The following is a 17,810-nucleotide window of genomic DNA, read 5'->3' on the forward strand; positions in this document are numbered from 1 at the left end:
CGGACCTAACGAATCACCCATCCCTGCAGGAGCATTGAATGGCCGCCAAGGATACGAACGAAGACCGCAAATCCGACGAGCAGGAACAGGAAATCTCGCTGGACATGAGCCAGGCCCAGGTCAAGAAGATGATCGCCGAGGCCCGCGAGAAAGGCTACATCACATACGACCAGCTCAATCAGGTGCTGCCGCCTGATCAGGTGAGCTCGGAACAGATCGAAGACGTGATGTCGATGCTGTCCGAGATGGGCATCAACATCATCGAAGATGAAGAAGCCGAAGAAGAAGAGAACAAAGGCTCGACCGAACTGGTCACCACGGACACCAACCGTGAGGTTGCGCTGTCGAGCGGGCAGACCGAAAAGCTGGATCGCACCGACGATCCCGTGCGCATGTATCTGCGCGAGATGGGATCGGTCGAACTGCTGAGCCGCGAGGGCGAGATTGCCATCGCCAAGCGGATCGAAGCGGGTCGCAACACGATGATCGCGGGCCTCTGCGAAAGCCCTCTGACCTTCCAGGCGATCACCATCTGGCACGACGAATTGCTGTCCGAAGACATTCTGCTGCGCGATGTCATCGATTTGGAAACCACCTTTGGCAACCAGATGGACGAAGATGGCGACGTGCAGGAGCCGGTCGTTGACACCTCGGCCGTTCAGGCGGCGAAGCCGGAAAAAGACACTGGCCCGGAACTGGACGCCGACGGCAATCCGATTGCCAACGACGACGACGATGACGAAGACGATCAGGCCAATATGTCGCTGGCCGCGATGGAAGCTGCCCTGAAAGATCAGGTTCTAACCACGCTGGAACGAATCTCGACCGATTTTGCAATGCTGTCGGAAATGCAGGACAGCCGGATTTCGGCCACCCTGAACGAAGACGGCACGTTCAGCGAAAAAGACGAAGAGACCTATCAGAAACTGCGCGCCGAGATTGTGGAACTGGTGAACGGGCTTCACCTGCACAACAACCGGATCGAAGCTCTGATTGACCAGCTCTATGGCATCAACCGCCGCGTCATGTCGCTGGACAGTGCGATGGTGAAACTGGCCGACCAGGCCCGTATCAACCGTCGCGAGTTTATCGACGCATACCGTGGCCGCGAACTGGACCCGAACTGGCTGTCCGAGATGGCGGAAAAGCCGGGCCGGGGCTGGCAGATGTTCATCGAACGCTCAACCGACAAGGTTGAGGAACTGCGCAACGATATGGCTCAGGTCGGGCAATATGTGGGTCTGGATATTCCTGAATTCCGCCGCATCGTGCAGCAAGTTCAGAAGGGCGAGAAAGAGGCCCGGCAGGCCAAGAAGGAAATGGTCGAAGCCAACCTGCGTCTTGTGATCTCAATCGCCAAAAAATACACGAACCGCGGCCTGCAATTCCTTGATCTTATTCAGGAAGGTAACATCGGCCTGATGAAGGCGGTGGACAAGTTCGAATACCGCCGTGGCTATAAGTTCTCGACCTATGCGACATGGTGGATCCGTCAGGCGATCACGCGGTCTATCGCGGATCAGGCGCGCACCATCCGTATTCCGGTTCATATGATCGAAACGATCAACAAGCTGGTGCGGACCGGTCGCCAGATGCTGCACGAAATCGGACGCGAGCCGACGCCGGAGGAACTGGCTGAAAAGCTGCAGATGCCGCTTGAGAAGGTGCGCAAGGTGATGAAAATCGCCAAAGAGCCGATCAGCCTTGAGACGCCGATTGGCGATGAGGAAGACAGCCAACTGGGTGATTTTATCGAGGACAAGAATGCTGTGCTGCCGCTGGACAGCGCCATTCAGGAGAACCTCAAGGAAACGACGACCCGCGTTCTGGCCTCGCTTACGCCGCGTGAGGAGCGGGTTCTGCGGATGCGTTTTGGTATCGGCATGAACACCGACCATACGCTGGAAGAGGTCGGCCAGCAGTTCAGCGTGACCCGCGAACGTATCCGTCAGATCGAGGCGAAAGCGCTGCGCAAGCTGAAACATCCCAGCCGGTCGCGAAAACTGCGATCCTTCCTGGATCAGTAGGCTCGGTACATGTTGAAAAAGGCGCCTCTGGTCGGGGCGCCTTTTTCTATGGTGTAGACAAGCCAACACGCATGTTCACGTTGGCGGAACCTCGGATCAAATTGGCGAGAAGTCACAAGGTGCAAAGAGTGGGGCCTTCTATATGCAAGATGTCCACTCACGGGACAGGCCGGGGCGAGGTGACTTGCTGATGACCCCCGGCCACCATCACTCTGAAGACAGCGGGTGATCCACGCGTTTGCGGAAATTGCTGGGGGCCTGTCCGGTCCAACGCTTGAAAGCTGTCGAAAACGCAGCCTGATCGGCATAGCCCAGAGCATAGGAAATCTCGGACAGGTTCATGCCGTTCTTGATGAACGTCTGCGCCAGATCGCAGCGCAGGTCATCCACGATGCTGCGGTAGCTGGTGCCTTCATCAGCCAGACGACGTGCCAGGGTGCGTGGGCTCAGCCCCAGTTCTGCTGCTACTTCTTCGGCCTGAATGATGCCACCGGGCAGGGATCGCGTGATCAGGCCCTCGACCTTACCGCATGTCCTTAGCTTTGGTGAACTGCGATCAGCCAGCAACCGTTCGCCATATTCCAGAAGATGGGCCCGCAGACTTGGGTCAAAGGTGGGCACGGCCAAGTCGAGAGAGGGCAGAGGCAGAATGATCTCGGGGCACTCCGCACCGAAGGTTACCGGAAACCCGCCGATCTTTTCATATTTTACGGCATGTTGCCCGACCTCGTGCTGGAACCGTACTTCGATCGGATGCAAGTTGACCTGCGTCAGCGCGCGCATCCGGGCGACGCCTGCGAACAGAAGGAACTCGGTCCGGCGGTGATAGCGTGAAAAGCCGGGATCTTTCCAACGCCCCTCAAGCGTCGCCGCGTTTCCCGAGATGTTCAGGCTGAAGGCAAGCGCTGGATCAATGATGCCGTGAAAGCGGGCTGTGTTTTCCAGGACCTGTTTCAGGTCGCGCGAGTATTTACTGATATAGGCCGTCACGCTGGACGAATATGTGAATTCAAGCCCTGCCCGAGCGCCAAACGTTACGTCCCCGACCATATCGCAGGCATAGCGCACAAACTGCGCTTCGTTATGAATGCTACAATGGGTCGTCGGAGGTGCCAGGTCAGAGCGGGACAGCCCAGCGCTGTCCAGCGCGCGATCCACGGCCGGGGGATCACCTGTTTGCTGCTCCAACGCCTTGGCCAAAACTTGCACTCGTGAAATATCGACGTCCATTGGTTAGGCCACCTGGCGATCTGATCAGTCTAAAATCTCTTTGATTACATGCCACTTTATACGACGAACCGCCTGCTGCGCAAAACAGTTGCGGGACATTTGTCTGAAGTTCGCAAAAAACTGGCTGAAACGCACAATACCCTGACCGGACGTTTGGCTATGTTACAGCAGGTGTCGGGTCAACGCCGGATGGGGATGCGGTCAGAGCCGGAGCGGGACGGTCCACCAAGCCGCGCCGAAAGGTTCCCCGACACGCAATCTCTGACTGTATCCAGTTTACTCTTCCCGGCTCGCAATATGTGGTTTGAAATCGGCTGGAAAGCCGTGCAAACTACGTCAAGGGCGGGTGTTCACGAGGTTTTCCTGATATCTGACGCCCGCTCACGTCTTGACATGACCAACCTGAATTGAGCGTGAGTATTGGTGTTTCCTACGGTGAGAAGTCCTATCTTCAGATCAGGTAATACAGGATGATGTTAACGATGAAACAAAAGATTTTCGGAGCGTTAATCGCCGCATTGGCGCTGAGCACTCCCGCCGCCGCCAACACTTTTGGATTTGGCTTTCAGAAAGTTGGCCTGACGGCGACCGAGTTCGAGGTTATTCCGCGTTCGCGACGCGATGTGGACGGGTATTGGTGCGCGGCAGCGGACTACGCGCGTCGAGCATTGGGTGCAGGCTGGAAACAACGCATCTATGTGGTACGCGGATACGGGCCAAGCAAGGCGACTGGTCGGCGGACTTCGGTCGAGTTCTCAATCGTGCCTCCGAAAGACGTGCCGCAATCCACCAGTTTTGTTGAGATCGGCTTTAAACCGGGGCAAAGCATGACGGTCCAAAAAGCCACAAGCTTTTGCGACCGCCGGCTTATCTTGAGTGACTAAAGGCGATACACGCATTGCAGACCGAACTATCTGTTTCGACAAATGGGGCCGGACTTTATGAGTTCACTTCGGACGTTCGGCGTTTGCTTGCGCCGGTCGATGGCAACGGTCTGCTGACCCTTTTTGTCCGCCATACATCTTGTTCGCTTTTGATACAGGAAAACGCGGACCCCGAAGTGCAGACAGACTTGCGGGCTTTCTTTGACCGGTTGGTGCCCCCCTCGACACACCCGGCCATGGCGTATCTGCGCCACACCTATGAAGGCTCCGATGACATGCCTGCACATATCAAGGCCGCCATGATGCCGGTATCCTTATCGATCCCGGTATCTGGCGGCCAGATGGCTTTGGGCACATGGCAGGGCATTTACCTTTTCGAACACCGCACTGCCCCACATGTCCGCAAGATTGCAGCGCATTTTGGCTGACCCTTTATTTTGCGGTGGGAAATTCCGACTACCCAAACCCTAGCGGCTGCCCTATAGTTGTGGATAAGTAGGCCACAGCGCTTACAAAAAGAGGTGAGCTAGGGACGAGGAGACGGCGGATGCGCTGCCCGTTTTGCGGAAATATCGACACTCAGGTCAAGGATTCACGCCCGGCGGAGGATCACGTGGCAATCCGTAGGCGTAGGTTCTGCCCCGCGTGTGGCGGCCGGTTTACCACCTATGAACGGGTGCAACTGCGCGATCTGGTGGTGATCAAGACCAATGGCAAACGCGAAGATTTTGACCGCGACAAGCTGGAACGCTCGATCCGCATCTCGATGCAGAAACGGCCCATCGAACCGGATCGGATCGACCAGATGATCTCGGGCATTGTGCGGCGTCTGGAAAGCATGGGTGAGACGGATATCCCGTCCAACAAAATCGGCGAAATCGTCATGGAGGCGCTGGCCCGGATTGACACGGTTGCATATGTTCGCTTTGCAAGTGTCTACAAGAATTTCCAGGCGGCCGATGATTTCGAGGAGTTTGTCCACGAGTTGCGCCCGCCGCAGCCCTCGACGGATGAGTGAGCGAAACAGATAAGCGATATATGGCGCTGGCCCTGTCTTTGGGGCGGCGTGGACAGGGGCAAAGCTGGCCCAACCCGTCTGTCGGGTGTGTCGTGGTGCGCGGCGGTCGCATTGTCGGTCGTGGGTGGACCCAGCCGGGTGGTCGCCCGCACGCGGAAACCGAGGCGCTCGCGCAGGCTGGTGAGGCCGCACAGGGAGCAACCGCCTATGTGTCGTTGGAGCCTTGTGCACATCATGGCAGAACGCCGCCCTGCGCGCAGGCTTTGATTGACGCTGGGATCACCCGTGTGGTGTCACCGATGGAAGACAGTGATCCACGTGTGGCAGGGCAGGGCTTTCAGATGTTGCGCATGGCGGGGGTCGAGGTCTCGACAGGAGTTTTGACGGATCAAGCCGCACGCGATCATGCCGGTTTCTTCCTGAAAATCGAGCAGGGACGCCCCTTTGTGACCTTGAAACTGGCCAGCAGCTTTGATGGCCGGATTGCAACGGAAACCGGGCATAGCCAGTGGATCACGGGGCCTCAGGCGCGGCGTGCCGTTCATGCCATGCGGGCCCGACATGATGCGGTTGTTGTAGGGGCCGGAACGGCACGGGCAGATGATCCATCACTTACTGTGCGCGATCTTGGCATCGACCGGCAACCGGTGCGTGTCGTGGTGTCCCGTCATCTGGACATTCCGCTGTTGGGGCAATTGGCGCGGACCGCGTCTGATGTTCCCGTCTGGTTGTGCCATGGCCCGCACCCGGATGCCGAGCGTGCCCGAACCTGGCAGGGCTTGGGCGCACGGCTGATCCCATGTGCATTGCGCGATCATCAGATTGACGCGGCAGATTTGCTTCAGCAATTGGGGCATGCGGGCCTGACCCGCGTGTTTTGCGAGGGCGGCTCGGCTCTGGCGGCATCCTTGTTGGCGGATGATCTGGTTGACGAGCTTGTGGGCTTCACCGCAGGTCTGACCATTGGGGCTGAAGGCCTGTCGGCGATTGGGGCCCTTGGACTGGAAACCCTGACCGACGCGCCACGGTTCGATCTGATTGAAACGCAGGTCGTCGGTAAGGATGTTCTGCACAGGTGGCGGCGTTCGACCAGATAACCTCAGCGCCAGATACCGGCATGTGAGGCCAGCGCGCCCTGCACCTTTGACAGAGCCCGGTTAAACCGACCTGAAGGCGGCACATCTCCCGTGGCCAGCCGGTCAATGACGACCTCGACAGGGCAGGGCAATTGCGTGACGGGGTCGTAATAGCGCGGGTAGTCGATCAAGGTGGCGTGAACCAGGCCCGACAGCGACGGATGCGCCCCGCGCCGCGCGGGAACTGCCCCCAGATCCCGCGTCAGACCCCAACCGGCGTAAAACGGAGCACCCAGCGTTGTCACCGGAATACCCCGAAGCAAGGCCTCGAAGCCCAGAAGCGAGGTCATGGTCCACACTTCGTCGACCTGCGCCAAAATCCGGGCAGGGTCTGTGGCCGAGGCGATGACGTCTGCCAGCCCGTCCGCCTCCACGTGTCCCTCGCGCAGACCCGCCTCGACATCCGGGTGCGGTTTGTAGATCAGAATGGCGTGTGGGTTGGTTTCACGGGCGGTTTTCAACAGGTCGAGATTGGTGCGCACCGTGCTGGTGCCCAACCGGATCGAGGCATCGTCTTCGACCTGTCCCGGCACAAGAATGCGATAGCCTTTGGGCAGGTCCGGGGCATCGCCGCCTGCGTTGTATTTGCTGATACCATTATTGATAAGCCGCTGTCTCAACTGGTCCGCGCGCAACTCCTGATCCGGGCGCAGGGTCTCGCGCGTTGCGATCCATTCCTCTAACCGGCTGGGTTTGGTCGGGTCATAATATATACCCAGATCATCAGTCACCAGCGACAGCGGCGGCACGAGATTTGCGCCCAAACCCCGCGACCTTACAAAGCCGTCCTCAACCCGAATGACTTCCGATGCCGCACCTGCGCGACTGGCCCAGACCATATGGGGCGTTGGACGGTTTGGCTGAGGGTTTTCCGTAAATGTCATCTTGCCATAGCGCCCGAACATCTTCTGCAGATGCCGTCGTTTCCACACCCGCATACCCGAAGCCGTCCAGCCCAGCCGATCTTGCCGCCACGCGCGGGTTTGCGCCTCAAGCGTGTTCAAAACGCTTTCGAATTCGCAAAGCTGGTCGTGATAGGGATCATACCACGTCGGATAAAGGATCATCGCGGCGGCAAACAACTGCGCGCGGGTCAGGTTTCTCTGCCGCCGTGTCAAAGGGACATCATCCTGCGTCAAGCCCCACCCGGAATAAAAGGGCTGACCAAAGACACGGGGTTTGTGCCCGGCCAGAATGGCCTCGAATCCAAGCTGGGATGACAGGGTGTACACCGCGATCGCGCCATCCAGCAAAACCCACGGGCTGATCGGATCGCGCAGGATGGTGATGCGGTCGGTTTCGTCCTGTTCCGAGTAGTGCCCGCGCCGATGCCCGGCGACCGTCTCGGGATGCGCCTTGATGATGATCCGCGCGCCTGGGTTTTCCTCTTGCGCGATCACCAACATCTCTCGGAACCTTGCCAGATCACCATCGCTGGCCGCGACCGCTGCGTCGCCCTGTGTTTGATCGATCACCAGAACATAGCCGGGATCGGGAGCGGCTAGATCAGTGTCGACAGCGGCGTATTTGCTTAGATGCAGGTCGCGCAGCCGGGCGATGCCGCCGCGCGCACGGTTCAACAGCGCGGTGTCGTCCAGCGGGTGCGTGCCAAGCAGATGTTCCAGATCGGATGAGGAGGAGGAATCGAAATGCAGCCCGGTTCGATCGAGCACCAGACCCAGGGGCGCTTCGCCCTGTCGACCGGGGTAAAGTGACCTGAGAAACGCATCCTCGACCCGCAATACGGGCAGGTCGTGTTTTGCGGCCATGCGCAAGCCACGATGCGCGGTCGGGCTGTTGCCCCATACTCCGATCATGTCACCGGCTTTTGGCATGCCGAGGCGAATGTCGTAGCCCTTCAGCGACAGAATGCGGCGCAGCCTGCGGTTTGTCAGAAACCCGCCGTTGTAAACAAAAAGCCGGGAGCGCGCACCCCCGGCCAATTGTTCCGTTTCAGCGTGCTGCATCAATTGCCCGTCAACGTGGCCACATTGGCAAACGGGGTCAGGCCGCCTGCGATCAATGAAATCGATTTGCTCCACTGAGCATATGGCGCTTCTGTGACGTAGATCGTGTCATCGTCGCGGATGACAAAATCGCGCGCGACAAACAGGCCGTTGGGGGCCGTCAGGTTCAGAAGGTAGATCATGCGCTGGTCACCTTGCAGGTCGGGCCGTCCCATGATCGTGCGGGCGATGTCCTGCCGTTCGCGACGCAGGATGAATATCCCGGTCGGGTCCGATGACAGGGATAACAGCCCGCCGACCTGTGCCAAAGCCTCAAGCGCTGAGAGGTCCTGACTGTCAAACGCCACGCGGGATTGCCCGCCGGTCGCCCCAAGTGCGACGTAGGATCGGCTGTCTTCCTCGACCAGAATGCGATCCCCGCCGCGCAGGGCGATGTCAGTCTCAGGCTTGCGGAACAGATCTTCGTACCAGACGGTTCCGCGATTGCTGCCGCGGATAACCGTGACCATGGCGATATCCGATGAAACGGAAACTCCGCCTGCCTTGGCCAGCATGGTCGACAGTGTACTGGTCGGACGCTCGATCGGGTAAATGCCCGGCGCGCCGATTGTACCGGTCAGCGAGACAGATGAGCCATCGCCCGCCACGCGCGTTACCTGCACTTGCGGATCGGGCGTCTGTTCTTCCAGCTTGGCTGAGATCAACGCCCGGAGCTGTTCGGGTGTATTCCCCGCCGCCCGCAAGCGACCCGCGTAAGGGACAAAGATATACCCTTCGCTGTCTACCTGCACCTCGTCCAGATTGGTCGCGCCACCTGTTGCCGTCGTCAAAAGCCCGTCTTCCACGTTTTCCCAGACAGTCAGACCCAGCACATCACCGGGGCGGACGGTGTCCGAGGCCACGCTCTGTGCGCCTAGGAATGTCTGCGAGAATCCAAATTGCGGGACCGAGGACGTCGCGCGGGTCACGCGGTCATCCACTTCGACCACAAAAGCGTTTCCGCCGTTTTCTACCGATCCGGAGAGGATCTGGTTCTTGTTTGGGCCGGATTTCGGAAGCTGGCAGGCTGCCAATACGCACAGGGACGCAACAAGGGTAACCCCCCGGATCCATCGGGTTGGAAAACACTGCACTGCCGATTTACCTCAGTCGTCTTTATTTTTCGCATGTTAGCCCGATCACCGGATAACTTCCAGCGACAGGTGGGGCACGCTCATCGGACCACCCGTAACTGTGGCGCTGGAGCCTCTGTCCCGGTCAGGACGGTTTGGTAGGGGTCCTGTTCCAGCAGCATCATATCGACGGCCCGCCGCAGCAACTGGCGCCGTCCGCGCCACGAATAATAACCACCGGGCACCTGGCTCGTTTCCAGCAGAAACTGACGATAGGTGCGGTATGCGGATTTGTCTGGCGCTATTGGTTGAGCAAAGAACGCATCGATAAGTTGCCGCGACACAAATTCGGGCTTGCCGAAGACCGACCGTCCCAATGCCCGCAACGGGATACCCCGCCACAGCACCTGTTGCCCCGCTGTGGAGTTGATCGTCACGGCTGAACTTGCATCATCCAGCAGTTTCGCCAGTTTGCCGCCCGGGACATAGTGAACCCGGTCCGCGATGCCCAGCTGTCGCGCAGCCTTGCGAACCTTTTTGCCCAATGCTTCGCGATGGTTTTCCAGAGGATGTTCCTTGATCACCAGATGATGATGCGCGGGGGCACCCCGGGCAAACCCTTTCACGACCTCATCGACGAAATCCCCCATGCAGCTATAGTCGGAATGCGCCTGAACCGAACTGTCATGCCCCAGTTGCAACAGCGCCAAATGGTACGGGAACCCGCCACGCCGGACCCGTGCGGTGGCCACGCCGCGCTGAATTCTGTGTAGCGGCATCAAGCATAAGCGTTTGAAGTATAGCTGGAATTCCCGGCCGACTGACAGCTCGCGGTGAGTGCGGAAATTACGGTATCGTCGGTTCAGAAACAGAACGAACCAATGGTATGCCGCGCCATAGAAGATATGCTGGCGCATATCCCCCCAATGGGACGGGGGCGGTGCCGACGGGGTTTCCGACTGTTCCAGCGCGGCCCGCATCTGGGACACATCCAAATCCATCAGTCTCGAATTGCCGTTTGAGCCATTCCTCTCATACGTCACCCACCAGGGGCGCAGATATCCTTCCTCAAAAACATGCACGGTGATACCACGCGCCCGCGCAATTCTGATTGCCTGTGCATGGACCGGGCGCGTGTCGCCATACAAAACGATGTCCGTGATCTGGTGCGTGTCGAGTAACCCACTAAACGTGTCCGGCCAGGCGTCAGGCCTGCCCAGATAGGGAATGTAGCTGCCGCGGTCCCGCCAAAAGGCTTGGTCCCCGGCATTGAAGCCGACGCGCCAGACCTTGCAGCCCGCAAAACGCAACATTCGGCCAAGCCGATGAAAGAACGGCCCGTGTGGTCCCTGAAGAAACAGAAACGCCCGAGGGACGGGCTGTGTTGAGGGTATTGCCATTCTGGCTGCTCGTTTTCTTGTCGCTGCGTTTCGTTTCAAAAATATGCCCTTTTGGTGCATTCCGGGCAAGCCAGGGCTTGTCGCCTGAGGCACGGACCTTTACCTCGGCTTACGAAGATAAGCGCAGAGGGTTAATCAGATGTTTACAGGGATCGTCACGGATATCGGCGCAGTAACCGAGCTTGACCAACAGGGCGACCTGAGGGCGCGGATCAAGACAAGCTATGACACCAGCGGCATTGATATCGGGGCCTCGATCGCCAGCGACGGCGTGTGCCTGACCGTGATCGCATTGGGGCACGATTGGTATGACGTGCAAATCAGTGCTGAAACGGTGTCGAAAACCAATCTCGACACATGGCGCATTGGCAAACGCCTTAACCTTGAACGCGCGCTGAAGGTGGGCGACGAACTGGGCGGACATATTGTATCGGGTCATGTGGACGGGGTGGCAGAGGTCATCGCAGTGCAGGACGAGGGCGACAGCACACGCGTGACCTTGCGTGCGCCTCGTGATCTGGCGCGGTTCATTGCCCCCAAAGGCTCGGTTGCGCTGAATGGCACTTCGTTGACCGTGAATGATGTGGATGGGTGCGAGTTCGGCATCAACTTTATTCCGCACACCAAAGAGGTCACGACCTGGGGTGATGTCGCTGTCGGTGATCGCATCAACCTTGAGATTGACACCCTTGCGCGATACGTGGCGCGTCTGGCGGAAATGTCCTGACGCTCAGGTCGTTGGCCCGAAACGCGCGGTCAGCATTTTGGCCAGCCACCAGAGAAGGACAGCAAGCGCGGTTGCGGCGTAGCCGTCGACGGCATAATGCCATGCCAGATGTACCGATCCCAACACAATGACAACTGCAAAAGCGGTCAGCGCCCAGCCCAGCCAGCGTGAATATGTAAACCCATACAGGGCAAGCACAACGCTGGTTGCGACATGCATACTCGGCATTGCCGAAATCCCTTTGATCGGCCCATCGTTAAAGTGACCGTCCAGTAGTTTTTGATGCCACTCCAGGGCCCAGACCGGGCTGATTGCATGAGACTGTTCCAACAACTCCAATTGTTGGACATAGAGGTCTCCGAACCCGAAGGCCTGATAGTAGACTGGTCCGACGGATGAGAAAATGATTGCCAGAAGGTTCCCGCCAACTGACCAGCACATCGCAAAAGCCACAAGAAAAACCATGCTGCGGTTAGGGTCTCTCCGGTCAATGCAAGCCAGACAAACGGCCATGTAGATCAGGATGAACCAGCCATGGTATGCCATGTTTATCAGGGTTGTGATGTACGGCGAGCCCAGTACGGGATGCAAAATCTGCCAAACGTCATATCCGCCGTGCAGGCTGCGGTCTAACTGGGCGAAGAACGGATCCCACGAGTAAAAATTAACTTCCGGGATGACGTCCTTTATGTATGAAAATGTGCATATCAGCACGGCTATGCTCAGGTACCCGGCTGCGAAATCCAGGTTTCTGTCGCGATGCGACAGGATGGAACGGGCATCATTGATCATCCATTGGATCGGCTTTTGTGGCCGAACCTTGAAAACCGCCACAGCGAACCGCCAAAGAAAGAAATTGGCGATCATGAACAGGGTGAGAACACGGAAGGAATTGAAGACTTTTGGCGCCGTTGACGTCCAAAACGATTGACCAAGATAAAGGCTGACCGCGATGCCTCCGATCACGTGTAAGCCCATTACTGAAAACAACAATCTGTTTCGTCTGATTGTTCCGGATAGCTTGAAATTGCTGACCTGTAATTCGGAAGAATACGTCACTGTTGGTAAATCTCTCGTTAAATGGTGCGCAGCATATTCTGGCTGGATTCAGTCTGAGGCCACCCAAAGGCCAGAATTGGGCAATTTGCGGACAATGCCCGCCGGTTTGACGTGAAATTTCCTTTTGAGTGAACAATTGAGTCGTTACGGCAAAACCGACCTGACAAAGGAAGCCGACCGACCCATCGCCTCGGGGCGCCTTGCGCGGCAGTGAAAGCCCCGAATACGGTTGAAACCTTGTGGTTGCACTCTGGTAATCGCGACCGCGCTGGTCTATCCCGCCTTACAATAACGCTCTGTGAAAGGCTGCCCCATGAGCTTTGAAACCCCCGGACCCGTCGAGGCGAAGCTGCGCGACGCGATCAGCCCGATCGAAGAGATCATCGAAGCGGCGCGTCACGGTCAGATGTATATTCTGGTTGACCATGAGGATCGCGAGAACGAAGGGGATCTGGTGATCGCCGCCGAATATGCCGACGCCGAAGCAATCAATTTCATGGCCACGCATGGGCGCGGGTTGATTTGCTTGCCGATGACGGCCGAGCGGATTGAGGCTCTGGGTCTGCCGATGATGGCCGTGAACAACTCGTCCCGGCATGAGACCGCGTTCACCGTGTCCATCGAAGCCCGGGAAGGTGTCTCAACCGGTATCTCGGCTGCGGACCGGGCGCTGACGGTGGCGACTGCGATCAACGAGCAGAACACCATGGCTCATATCGCCACGCCGGGGCATGTCTTTCCTCTGCGGGCAAAACGGGGCGGGGTGCTGGTGCGGGCCGGGCATACTGAAGCGGCGGTGGATATCTCGCGCCTGGCCGGCCTGAAGCCCGCCGGGGTGATCTGCGAGATCATGAACCCCGACGGCACCATGGCACGGCTGCCGGATCTGGTGGAATTCGCCAAAACGCACAATCTGAAAATCGGCACCATCAGTGACCTGATTGCGTATCGTTCGCGCAACGACAACCTGGTGGTCGAAACCTCGCGCGAGGCGGTGACTTCGGAATATGGCGGCGAATGGGAGATGCGGATTTTCACCGACCAGACCCATGGCATCGAGCATGTGGTCATGATCAAAGGTGATATCACCACGCCCGAGCCGGTACTGACCCGGACCCATGCCTTGCATGAAGCGCCCGATATTTTGGGTCTTGGCCCGAAATCCTCGCGCGAGTTGCCCCGTGCAATGGAAAAGATCGCCGCAGAGGGCCGTGGCGTTGTCTGCCTGTTCCGCCAACCGCGAAATTCATTGTATGCGGCCGATGAAGAGGGACCTCGCACCATCAAGCAAACCGGTCTGGGCGCGCAGATTCTGTCCAAGATGGGCATTCAGGAACTGGTGCTGCTGACCGACTCGCCGGAAACCGTATATCTGGGGCTCGACGCCTTTGGCCTGTCCATCGTCGGCACCCGCTCCATTCTCAAGGATGACTGATCGTGGCTGAACAAGACAAACACGGCGTCCTGCCGACTCCGACATTCGACAAGCCGGTGAAACTGCTGCTGGTGGTGGCCCCGTTTTATCGCGCCATTGCTGACAACATGGTCGCCGGAGCCAAGGCCGAGATCGAGGCCGCAGGTGGCACTTGCGATGTGGTCGAAGTACCCGGCGCTCTGGAAATTCCGACCGCTATCGCCATGGCTGACCGGCAGTGCAACTACGACGGCTATGTGGCGCTGGGCTGCGTTATTCGCGGCGAGACCACGCATTATGAAACGGTGTGTAACGATTCCAGTCGCGCGATCCAACTGATGGGCCTGCAGGGCCTGCTGATCGGCAACGGCATCCTGACCGTCGAAAATGACGAACAGGCGGAAGTGCGCGCAAATCCCGAAAAGATGAATAAAGGCGGCGGGGCGGCCGCTGCGGCCTTGCATCTGATCGCGCTCAGCCGTAAGTGGGGCGCTTCGAAAAAGGGCGTCGGTTTCAAGCCGCCGTCCGAGTCCATCCTTGTGGCGGGCGACAGCAACGGACCCTCGACAGCATGACAAAGACCGACGCGCCGAAACCGGCCAACCAGAAACGCCTGATGAAATCTGCCGCGCGCCTCTATGCCGTGCAGGCGCTGTTTCAGATGGAGCAATCCGGCCAAACGACCGAAGCGGTTGTGCATGAGTTTCTGGATCACCGGTTTGGCGCGGTCTATGAGGGCGCGGAGATGCTGGATGGCGATATCAGCGTGTTTCGCAAGCTGGTGGATGATGCGGTGAATTATCAGGCCCCCATCGACCAGATGACCGACCGCGCGCTGGTGGCGAAGTGGCCCATCGCGAGGATCGATCCGACTCTGCGCGCTGTGTTCCGCGCGGCTGGGGCCGAACTGACCCAAAGCGACACGCCGCCCAAGGTCGTCATCACCGAATTCGTCGACGTCGCCCGCGCTTTCTTTCCCGAAGGCAAAGAGCCGAAATTCGTCAACGCCGTTCTCGACCACATGGCACGCGAAGCCCAGCCCGAGGCGTTCTGACGCCTTTACGCCGCCCGGACCTGCGCTAGACTTCTTGTATCAGCGCAACGAGGTCCGCCATGCCCAAACTGATCCGCCTTTACATTACTCAGGTCGCCTGGGGGTTTGTCATCTCTGCGGTCTTTGTCGGGGTTTTGCTTGCCTTTAACGTGGCCAACCTGCGCCATCTGATTTCAAGCTCGGAAATCGGGCTGATCGCACTGTTCATGATCTGGTTCATGAACGGCATTGTCTTTGCGGGTGTGCAGTTTGCCTACGCGATCATGAGCATGGCCGAAAAGCCAAACAAGCCGCGCGGTGGAACGCCGGTTGCGCATGGGCTTAAGCCCGCGGTGATCAAGCAGGAAGCTCGCGCAGGGCGCTGATATTTCAGGGAAATGTGTGGCGGGACCACCAGTCAACCGTGCGGTGTGATTCCCGAGGACCTGTATGTACAGGTGGGCGCCAGGTAATCAGGCCAGGACCTGAACAGAGCCAGCCCCCTCGGAATTGCTTAAGGCCACCAGAATGCTACCAATCACAAGAAGGGCAGAACCCGCCACGGGCCTAAGTAGGACCTAAAGCGGGTTCGCACAAGGGGTTCATTGGGTGTCAGGCGTCAACAGTTTCGTGCAGCGCTTTGCGCATCTTGCCGAAATGCTCGTCCCAGCCATTGTCCAACGCAAGGATCAGACCGAAGGCGTCCGCACCCTGTGGCAGACCTTCATGCACCAAGCTGAGGCGAGTGCCCCCGGCGACGGGTTCCAGTGTCCATTTGACGACGCTTACAGCGTCCCCCATCGGTTTCACGGTAAAGGTGTACTCAAGATACTCCGGACGTCGCGCCTCACGTACTTCGCCCCAGATCAGAAGATCACCGCTGGTAGTCCCGAACATCTCAAGCTTTTGGCCCGCAGCCAGGGGCCGTTCGGGCTTGTGGAACCACTCGGCCAGCCTGTCTGGCTCGGTCAGATAGTCCCAAACGACATCCGCCGTCGCACGAAGAAAGATGGTTTTCTGCAAAACTGCGTCAGTCATTTCTTATTCCCTTCAATAGCTTCTTTCAGATTGGCAAGACGATCATCCCAGAACCGGTCGAAGTAGCTGAGCCAGTCCAGAACCGGGGTCATCCCCTGAGGTTCAAGCCGGTTGATGCGTTCGCGTCCCCGGGCCTCGACAGTGATCAAGCCACCGTCTGACAGGACGGTCAGGTGCTTTTTGACCGCTGCCCGGGTCATGTCGAAACGATCGGTCAGTTGCGCAATCGTCATGTCTTGCGCGGCGAGCATCTGAACAATGTCTCGCCGGGTCGGATCGGCAAGCGCCCGGAACGCATTTTGAGTTTGCGAGTTCATGATAAACTCCATTCAATACCATTTGGTTTCATATTATTGCAATACCAAATGGTATCATGTCAATAAAAAGCAGAAGCTTGATTTTTGTTCACGAATTGTTCACATTTCGGAAATGACACTGGAACTGCAACCCGGACAAAAACTGGCCCGAGGCGTATCAAGGCATCTCGTGACCCATGGCTATGTTTCAATTGAGGAATTCGTGCCCGCCCGAGGGCTGCGGGTCGACGTTATGGGATTAGGCCCAAGGGGCGAGCTATGGGTGGTCGAATGCAAGTCCAGCCGCGCTGATTATCAGTCGGATGCCAAGTGGCAGGGCTATCTGGAGTGGTGCGATCGATTCTTCTGGGCAGTCGATACCGACTTTCCGACCGAGTTGCTGCCACCGGAAACCGGTTTGATCATCGCAGATGCCTATGATGCCGAAATCATTCGTATGAGCCCGGAAAGCAAGCTGGCCCCGGCGCGACGCAAAAAGATGATCCAGAAGTTTGCCGTGGATGCCGCCCGCAGATTGCAGGCCTTGCGCGATCCCCGACTTTAGCCTTTGACGGCGCGCGCGGCTTCGGCGGCGGCGCGGATCTCCTCGGCGATTTCTTCGGCTTCTTCCGGGTCGAAATCCATCGGAATCTCGATCCCGGCGCCTTCGATGAACAGGCGCACCATGCCCTGATCGGTCGGACCGATTTGCAGGTTCGCTTCGATATCGCGTTCGGTGTTGATGCCCATGTACGCCTCCGGGAAATGCGCCTTGGTGCTACCGTGCAAAGGGTTGAGAATCAAGCGAGCAATACGCTTCAATACGGCATGGACGCGATCACACTCAGACCCTTCCGCGCCGATGATGCGCCCTGGCTGGTGGAACAGCACGCGGATCACTATTCCAACGTGGAAGGCTTCGATGACAGCTTTGGTGTGCTGGTCGCGGACATCCTTGCCGCGTTTATTGCGGAAAACGACCCCGTGAAAGAGCGCGGCTGGATCGCTGAACGAAGCGGGCGCCCTCTGGGCAGTATCTTTTGCGTCTCCCAGGATCGGCAAACCGCCAAGTTGCGCCTGTTCTACTTGTGTCCCGAGGCGCGCGGGCAAGGGGTCGGCAAGCGCCTTCTGAGCACCTGCATGGGCTTTGCACGCGATGCGGGCTATCAGGACATGGTGCTGTGGACCCATGAAAGCCATACCGCGGCCTGCGCACTTTACCGCGCCTTCGGGTGGCAGTTGACAGGCAGCAAACCGGTGCATTCTTTTGGCGTCGATCTGGTGGAACAAAGCTGGCGAATTCGGCTTTAATCCTCTTGCAATCCCTGCACGTGTTCGCTACATCGCCCCTCACGAGTGCCGCCTTAGCTCAGTTGGTTAGAGCGCTGGATTGTGGATCCAGAGGTCCCCTGTTCAAGCCAGGGAGGCGGTACCATCTTCCCGAATTTGGACGGTTGACGGACTACAGG

The 17,810-nt window shown here is 58.3% G+C and carries 20 protein-coding genes and 1 tRNA gene; 13 read left to right on the forward strand and 8 right to left on the reverse strand.

Going from position 1 to position 17,810, the window contains the following annotated elements; genetic code table 11:
- Window positions 1–38: 38 nt before the first annotated feature.
- Window positions 39–2,027, forward strand: a complete 1,989-nt coding sequence (rpoD, locus tag ACR0K4_RS00330) for an RNA polymerase sigma factor RpoD (RefSeq protein WP_480515819.1) — start codon at window positions 39–41, stop codon at window positions 2,025–2,027.
- 207 nt (window positions 2,028–2,234) lie between these two features.
- Here the strand turns inward: rpoD and ACR0K4_RS00335 are convergent, their stop codons facing one another.
- A complete protein-coding gene (locus ACR0K4_RS00335; RefSeq protein ID WP_480852403.1) occupies window positions 2,235–3,257 on the reverse strand; it encodes an AraC family transcriptional regulator in 1,023 nt (340 codons plus the stop codon).
- A 482-nt stretch (window positions 3,258–3,739) separates the two neighbouring features.
- Here ACR0K4_RS00335 and ACR0K4_RS00340 point away from each other — a divergent pair, with 482 nt between their 5' ends.
- The 4 genes from ACR0K4_RS00340 to ribD all read left to right on the forward strand — a co-directional run bounded on the left by ACR0K4_RS00340 (window position 3,740) and on the right by ribD (window position 6,256).
- The gene (locus tag ACR0K4_RS00340) at window positions 3,740–4,141 is read left to right on the forward strand and encodes a hypothetical protein (protein ID WP_480515817.1); all 402 of its coding nucleotides are present in this window, start codon (window positions 3,740–3,742) and stop codon (window positions 4,139–4,141) included.
- A gap of 14 nt (window positions 4,142–4,155) precedes the next feature.
- Entirely contained in the window at window positions 4,156–4,569 is a 414-nt protein-coding gene (locus tag ACR0K4_RS00345; protein WP_480852404.1) for a secondary thiamine-phosphate synthase enzyme YjbQ, read from the forward strand.
- A gap of 119 nt (window positions 4,570–4,688) precedes the next feature.
- On the forward strand, window positions 4,689–5,159 hold the full coding sequence (gene nrdR / locus ACR0K4_RS00350) for a transcriptional regulator NrdR (protein WP_170792101.1): 471 nt from the start codon (window positions 4,689–4,691) through the stop codon (window positions 5,157–5,159).
- A complete protein-coding gene (gene ribD, locus ACR0K4_RS00355; RefSeq protein ID WP_480515815.1) occupies window positions 5,156–6,256 on the forward strand; it encodes a bifunctional diaminohydroxyphosphoribosylaminopyrimidine deaminase/5-amino-6-(5-phosphoribosylamino)uracil reductase RibD in 1,101 nt (366 codons plus the stop codon). Before nrdR ends, ribD begins: the two co-directional genes overlap by 4 nt.
- 2 nt (window positions 6,257–6,258) lie before the next feature.
- On the opposite strand, the gene ACR0K4_RS00360 is transcribed toward ribD, so the two are convergent.
- The 3 genes from ACR0K4_RS00360 to ACR0K4_RS00370 all read right to left on the reverse strand — a co-directional run bounded on the left by ACR0K4_RS00360 (window position 6,259) and on the right by ACR0K4_RS00370 (window position 10,774).
- Window positions 6,259–8,262, reverse strand: coding sequence for a capsular polysaccharide biosynthesis protein (locus ACR0K4_RS00360; protein ID WP_480852405.1), 2,004 nt, complete (start codon window positions 8,260–8,262; stop codon window positions 6,259–6,261).
- On the reverse strand, window positions 8,262–9,395 hold the full coding sequence (locus ACR0K4_RS00365) for a polysaccharide biosynthesis/export family protein (RefSeq protein ID WP_480515813.1): 1,134 nt from the start codon (window positions 9,393–9,395) through the stop codon (window positions 8,262–8,264). The genes ACR0K4_RS00360 and ACR0K4_RS00365 overlap by 1 nt, the downstream gene beginning before the upstream one ends.
- 80 nt (window positions 9,396–9,475) lie before the next feature.
- Window positions 9,476–10,774, reverse strand: a complete 1,299-nt coding sequence (locus ACR0K4_RS00370) for a capsule biosynthesis protein (RefSeq protein ID WP_480852407.1) — start codon at window positions 10,772–10,774, stop codon at window positions 9,476–9,478.
- A gap of 139 nt (window positions 10,775–10,913) precedes the next feature.
- Here ACR0K4_RS00370 and ACR0K4_RS00375 point away from each other — a divergent pair, with 139 nt between their 5' ends.
- Window positions 10,914–11,501: a riboflavin synthase gene (locus ACR0K4_RS00375; protein WP_480852408.1), complete on the forward strand. Its 588-nt coding sequence runs from the start codon at window positions 10,914–10,916 to the stop codon at window positions 11,499–11,501.
- A 3-nt stretch (window positions 11,502–11,504) separates the two neighbouring features.
- On the opposite strand, the gene ACR0K4_RS00380 is transcribed toward ACR0K4_RS00375, so the two are convergent.
- Window positions 11,505–12,293 carry a phosphatase PAP2 family protein gene (locus tag ACR0K4_RS00380; protein WP_480852409.1) on the reverse strand — a complete coding sequence of 263 codons (789 nt, stop codon included), beginning with the start codon at window positions 12,291–12,293 and terminating at the stop codon, window positions 11,505–11,507.
- A gap of 580 nt (window positions 12,294–12,873) precedes the next feature.
- Here ACR0K4_RS00380 and ribB point away from each other — a divergent pair.
- The 4 genes from ribB to ACR0K4_RS00400 are packed head-to-tail and all read left to right on the forward strand — an operon-like array spanning window position 12,874 to window position 15,393.
- A complete protein-coding gene (gene ribB, locus ACR0K4_RS00385) occupies window positions 12,874–13,995 on the forward strand; it encodes a 3,4-dihydroxy-2-butanone-4-phosphate synthase (RefSeq protein WP_480852410.1) in 1,122 nt (373 codons plus the stop codon).
- Between the two features lie 2 nt (window positions 13,996–13,997).
- Window positions 13,998–14,549 (forward strand): 6,7-dimethyl-8-ribityllumazine synthase, encoded by a 552-nt coding sequence (locus ACR0K4_RS00390; RefSeq protein WP_480852411.1) that lies wholly within the window; start codon window positions 13,998–14,000, stop codon window positions 14,547–14,549.
- Window positions 14,546–15,028 carry a transcription antitermination factor NusB gene (gene nusB, locus ACR0K4_RS00395; protein WP_480515807.1) on the forward strand — a complete coding sequence of 161 codons (483 nt, stop codon included), beginning with the start codon at window positions 14,546–14,548 and terminating at the stop codon, window positions 15,026–15,028. Before ACR0K4_RS00390 ends, nusB begins: the two co-directional genes overlap by 4 nt.
- A 59-nt stretch (window positions 15,029–15,087) precedes the next feature.
- Window positions 15,088–15,393, forward strand: coding sequence for a hypothetical protein (locus ACR0K4_RS00400; RefSeq protein WP_480852412.1), 306 nt, complete (start codon window positions 15,088–15,090; stop codon window positions 15,391–15,393).
- A 226-nt stretch (window positions 15,394–15,619) separates the two neighbouring features.
- Here the strand turns inward: ACR0K4_RS00400 and ACR0K4_RS00405 are convergent, their stop codons facing one another.
- Window positions 15,620–16,045 carry an SRPBCC family protein gene (locus ACR0K4_RS00405; protein WP_480515805.1) on the reverse strand — a complete coding sequence of 142 codons (426 nt, stop codon included), beginning with the start codon at window positions 16,043–16,045 and terminating at the stop codon, window positions 15,620–15,622.
- On the reverse strand, window positions 16,042–16,362 hold the full coding sequence (locus ACR0K4_RS00410; protein WP_480852413.1) for an ArsR/SmtB family transcription factor: 321 nt from the start codon (window positions 16,360–16,362) through the stop codon (window positions 16,042–16,044). The genes ACR0K4_RS00405 and ACR0K4_RS00410 overlap by 4 nt, the downstream gene beginning before the upstream one ends.
- A 112-nt stretch (window positions 16,363–16,474) precedes the next feature.
- On the opposite strand from ACR0K4_RS00410, the gene ACR0K4_RS00415 reads away from it, so the two are divergent.
- The gene (locus ACR0K4_RS00415) at window positions 16,475–16,906 is read left to right on the forward strand and encodes an MmcB family DNA repair protein (RefSeq protein WP_480515803.1); all 432 of its coding nucleotides are present in this window, start codon (window positions 16,475–16,477) and stop codon (window positions 16,904–16,906) included.
- Here ACR0K4_RS00415 and ACR0K4_RS00420 read toward each other — a convergent pair.
- On the reverse strand, window positions 16,903–17,091 hold the full coding sequence (locus tag ACR0K4_RS00420) for a DUF6324 family protein (RefSeq protein ID WP_480515802.1): 189 nt from the start codon (window positions 17,089–17,091) through the stop codon (window positions 16,903–16,905). The genes ACR0K4_RS00415 and ACR0K4_RS00420 overlap by 4 nt on opposite strands.
- A gap of 78 nt (window positions 17,092–17,169) precedes the next feature.
- On the opposite strand from ACR0K4_RS00420, the gene ACR0K4_RS00425 reads away from it, so the two are divergent.
- Window positions 17,170–17,652 (forward strand): N-acetyltransferase family protein, encoded by a 483-nt coding sequence (locus ACR0K4_RS00425; protein ID WP_480515801.1) that lies wholly within the window; start codon window positions 17,170–17,172, stop codon window positions 17,650–17,652.
- A 47-nt stretch (window positions 17,653–17,699) separates the two neighbouring features.
- Window positions 17,700–17,776, forward strand: a tRNA-His gene (locus ACR0K4_RS00430).
- The last annotated feature ends 34 nt before the right edge of the window (window positions 17,777–17,810 follow it).

The organism is Ruegeria sp. K11 (assembly GCF_056531905.1).

Excerpts from the sequence above, each read along its gene's own strand:
- rpoD (WP_480515819.1), top strand. The coding sequence starts at position 39 with ATGGCCGCCAAGGATACGAACGAAGACCGCAAATCCGACGAGCAGGAA.
- ACR0K4_RS00335 (WP_480852403.1), bottom strand. The coding sequence starts at position 3,257 with ATGGACGTCGATATTTCACGAGTGCAAGTTTTGGCCAAGGCGTTGGAG.
- ACR0K4_RS00340 (WP_480515817.1), top strand. The coding sequence starts at position 3,740 with ATGAAACAAAAGATTTTCGGAGCGTTAATCGCCGCATTGGCGCTGAGC.
- nrdR (WP_170792101.1), top strand. The coding sequence starts at position 4,689 with ATGCGCTGCCCGTTTTGCGGAAATATCGACACTCAGGTCAAGGATTCA.
- ACR0K4_RS00360 (WP_480852405.1), bottom strand. The coding sequence starts at position 8,262 with ATGCAGCACGCTGAAACGGAACAATTGGCCGGGGGTGCGCGCTCCCGG.
- ACR0K4_RS00370 (WP_480852407.1), bottom strand. The coding sequence starts at position 10,774 with ATGGCAATACCCTCAACACAGCCCGTCCCTCGGGCGTTTCTGTTTCTT.
- ACR0K4_RS00375 (WP_480852408.1), top strand. The coding sequence starts at position 10,914 with ATGTTTACAGGGATCGTCACGGATATCGGCGCAGTAACCGAGCTTGAC.
- ACR0K4_RS00380 (WP_480852409.1), bottom strand. The coding sequence starts at position 12,293 with ATGATCAATGATGCCCGTTCCATCCTGTCGCATCGCGACAGAAACCTG.
- ribB (WP_480852410.1), top strand. The coding sequence starts at position 12,874 with ATGAGCTTTGAAACCCCCGGACCCGTCGAGGCGAAGCTGCGCGACGCG.
- nusB (WP_480515807.1), top strand. The coding sequence starts at position 14,546 with ATGACAAAGACCGACGCGCCGAAACCGGCCAACCAGAAACGCCTGATG.
- ACR0K4_RS00400 (WP_480852412.1), top strand. The coding sequence starts at position 15,088 with ATGCCCAAACTGATCCGCCTTTACATTACTCAGGTCGCCTGGGGGTTT.
- ACR0K4_RS00405 (WP_480515805.1), bottom strand. The coding sequence starts at position 16,045 with ATGACTGACGCAGTTTTGCAGAAAACCATCTTTCTTCGTGCGACGGCG.
- ACR0K4_RS00410 (WP_480852413.1), bottom strand. The coding sequence starts at position 16,362 with ATGAACTCGCAAACTCAAAATGCGTTCCGGGCGCTTGCCGATCCGACC.
- ACR0K4_RS00415 (WP_480515803.1), top strand. The coding sequence starts at position 16,475 with ATGACACTGGAACTGCAACCCGGACAAAAACTGGCCCGAGGCGTATCA.
- ACR0K4_RS00420 (WP_480515802.1), bottom strand. The coding sequence starts at position 17,091 with ATGGGCATCAACACCGAACGCGATATCGAAGCGAACCTGCAAATCGGT.
- ACR0K4_RS00425 (WP_480515801.1), top strand. The coding sequence starts at position 17,170 with ATGGACGCGATCACACTCAGACCCTTCCGCGCCGATGATGCGCCCTGG.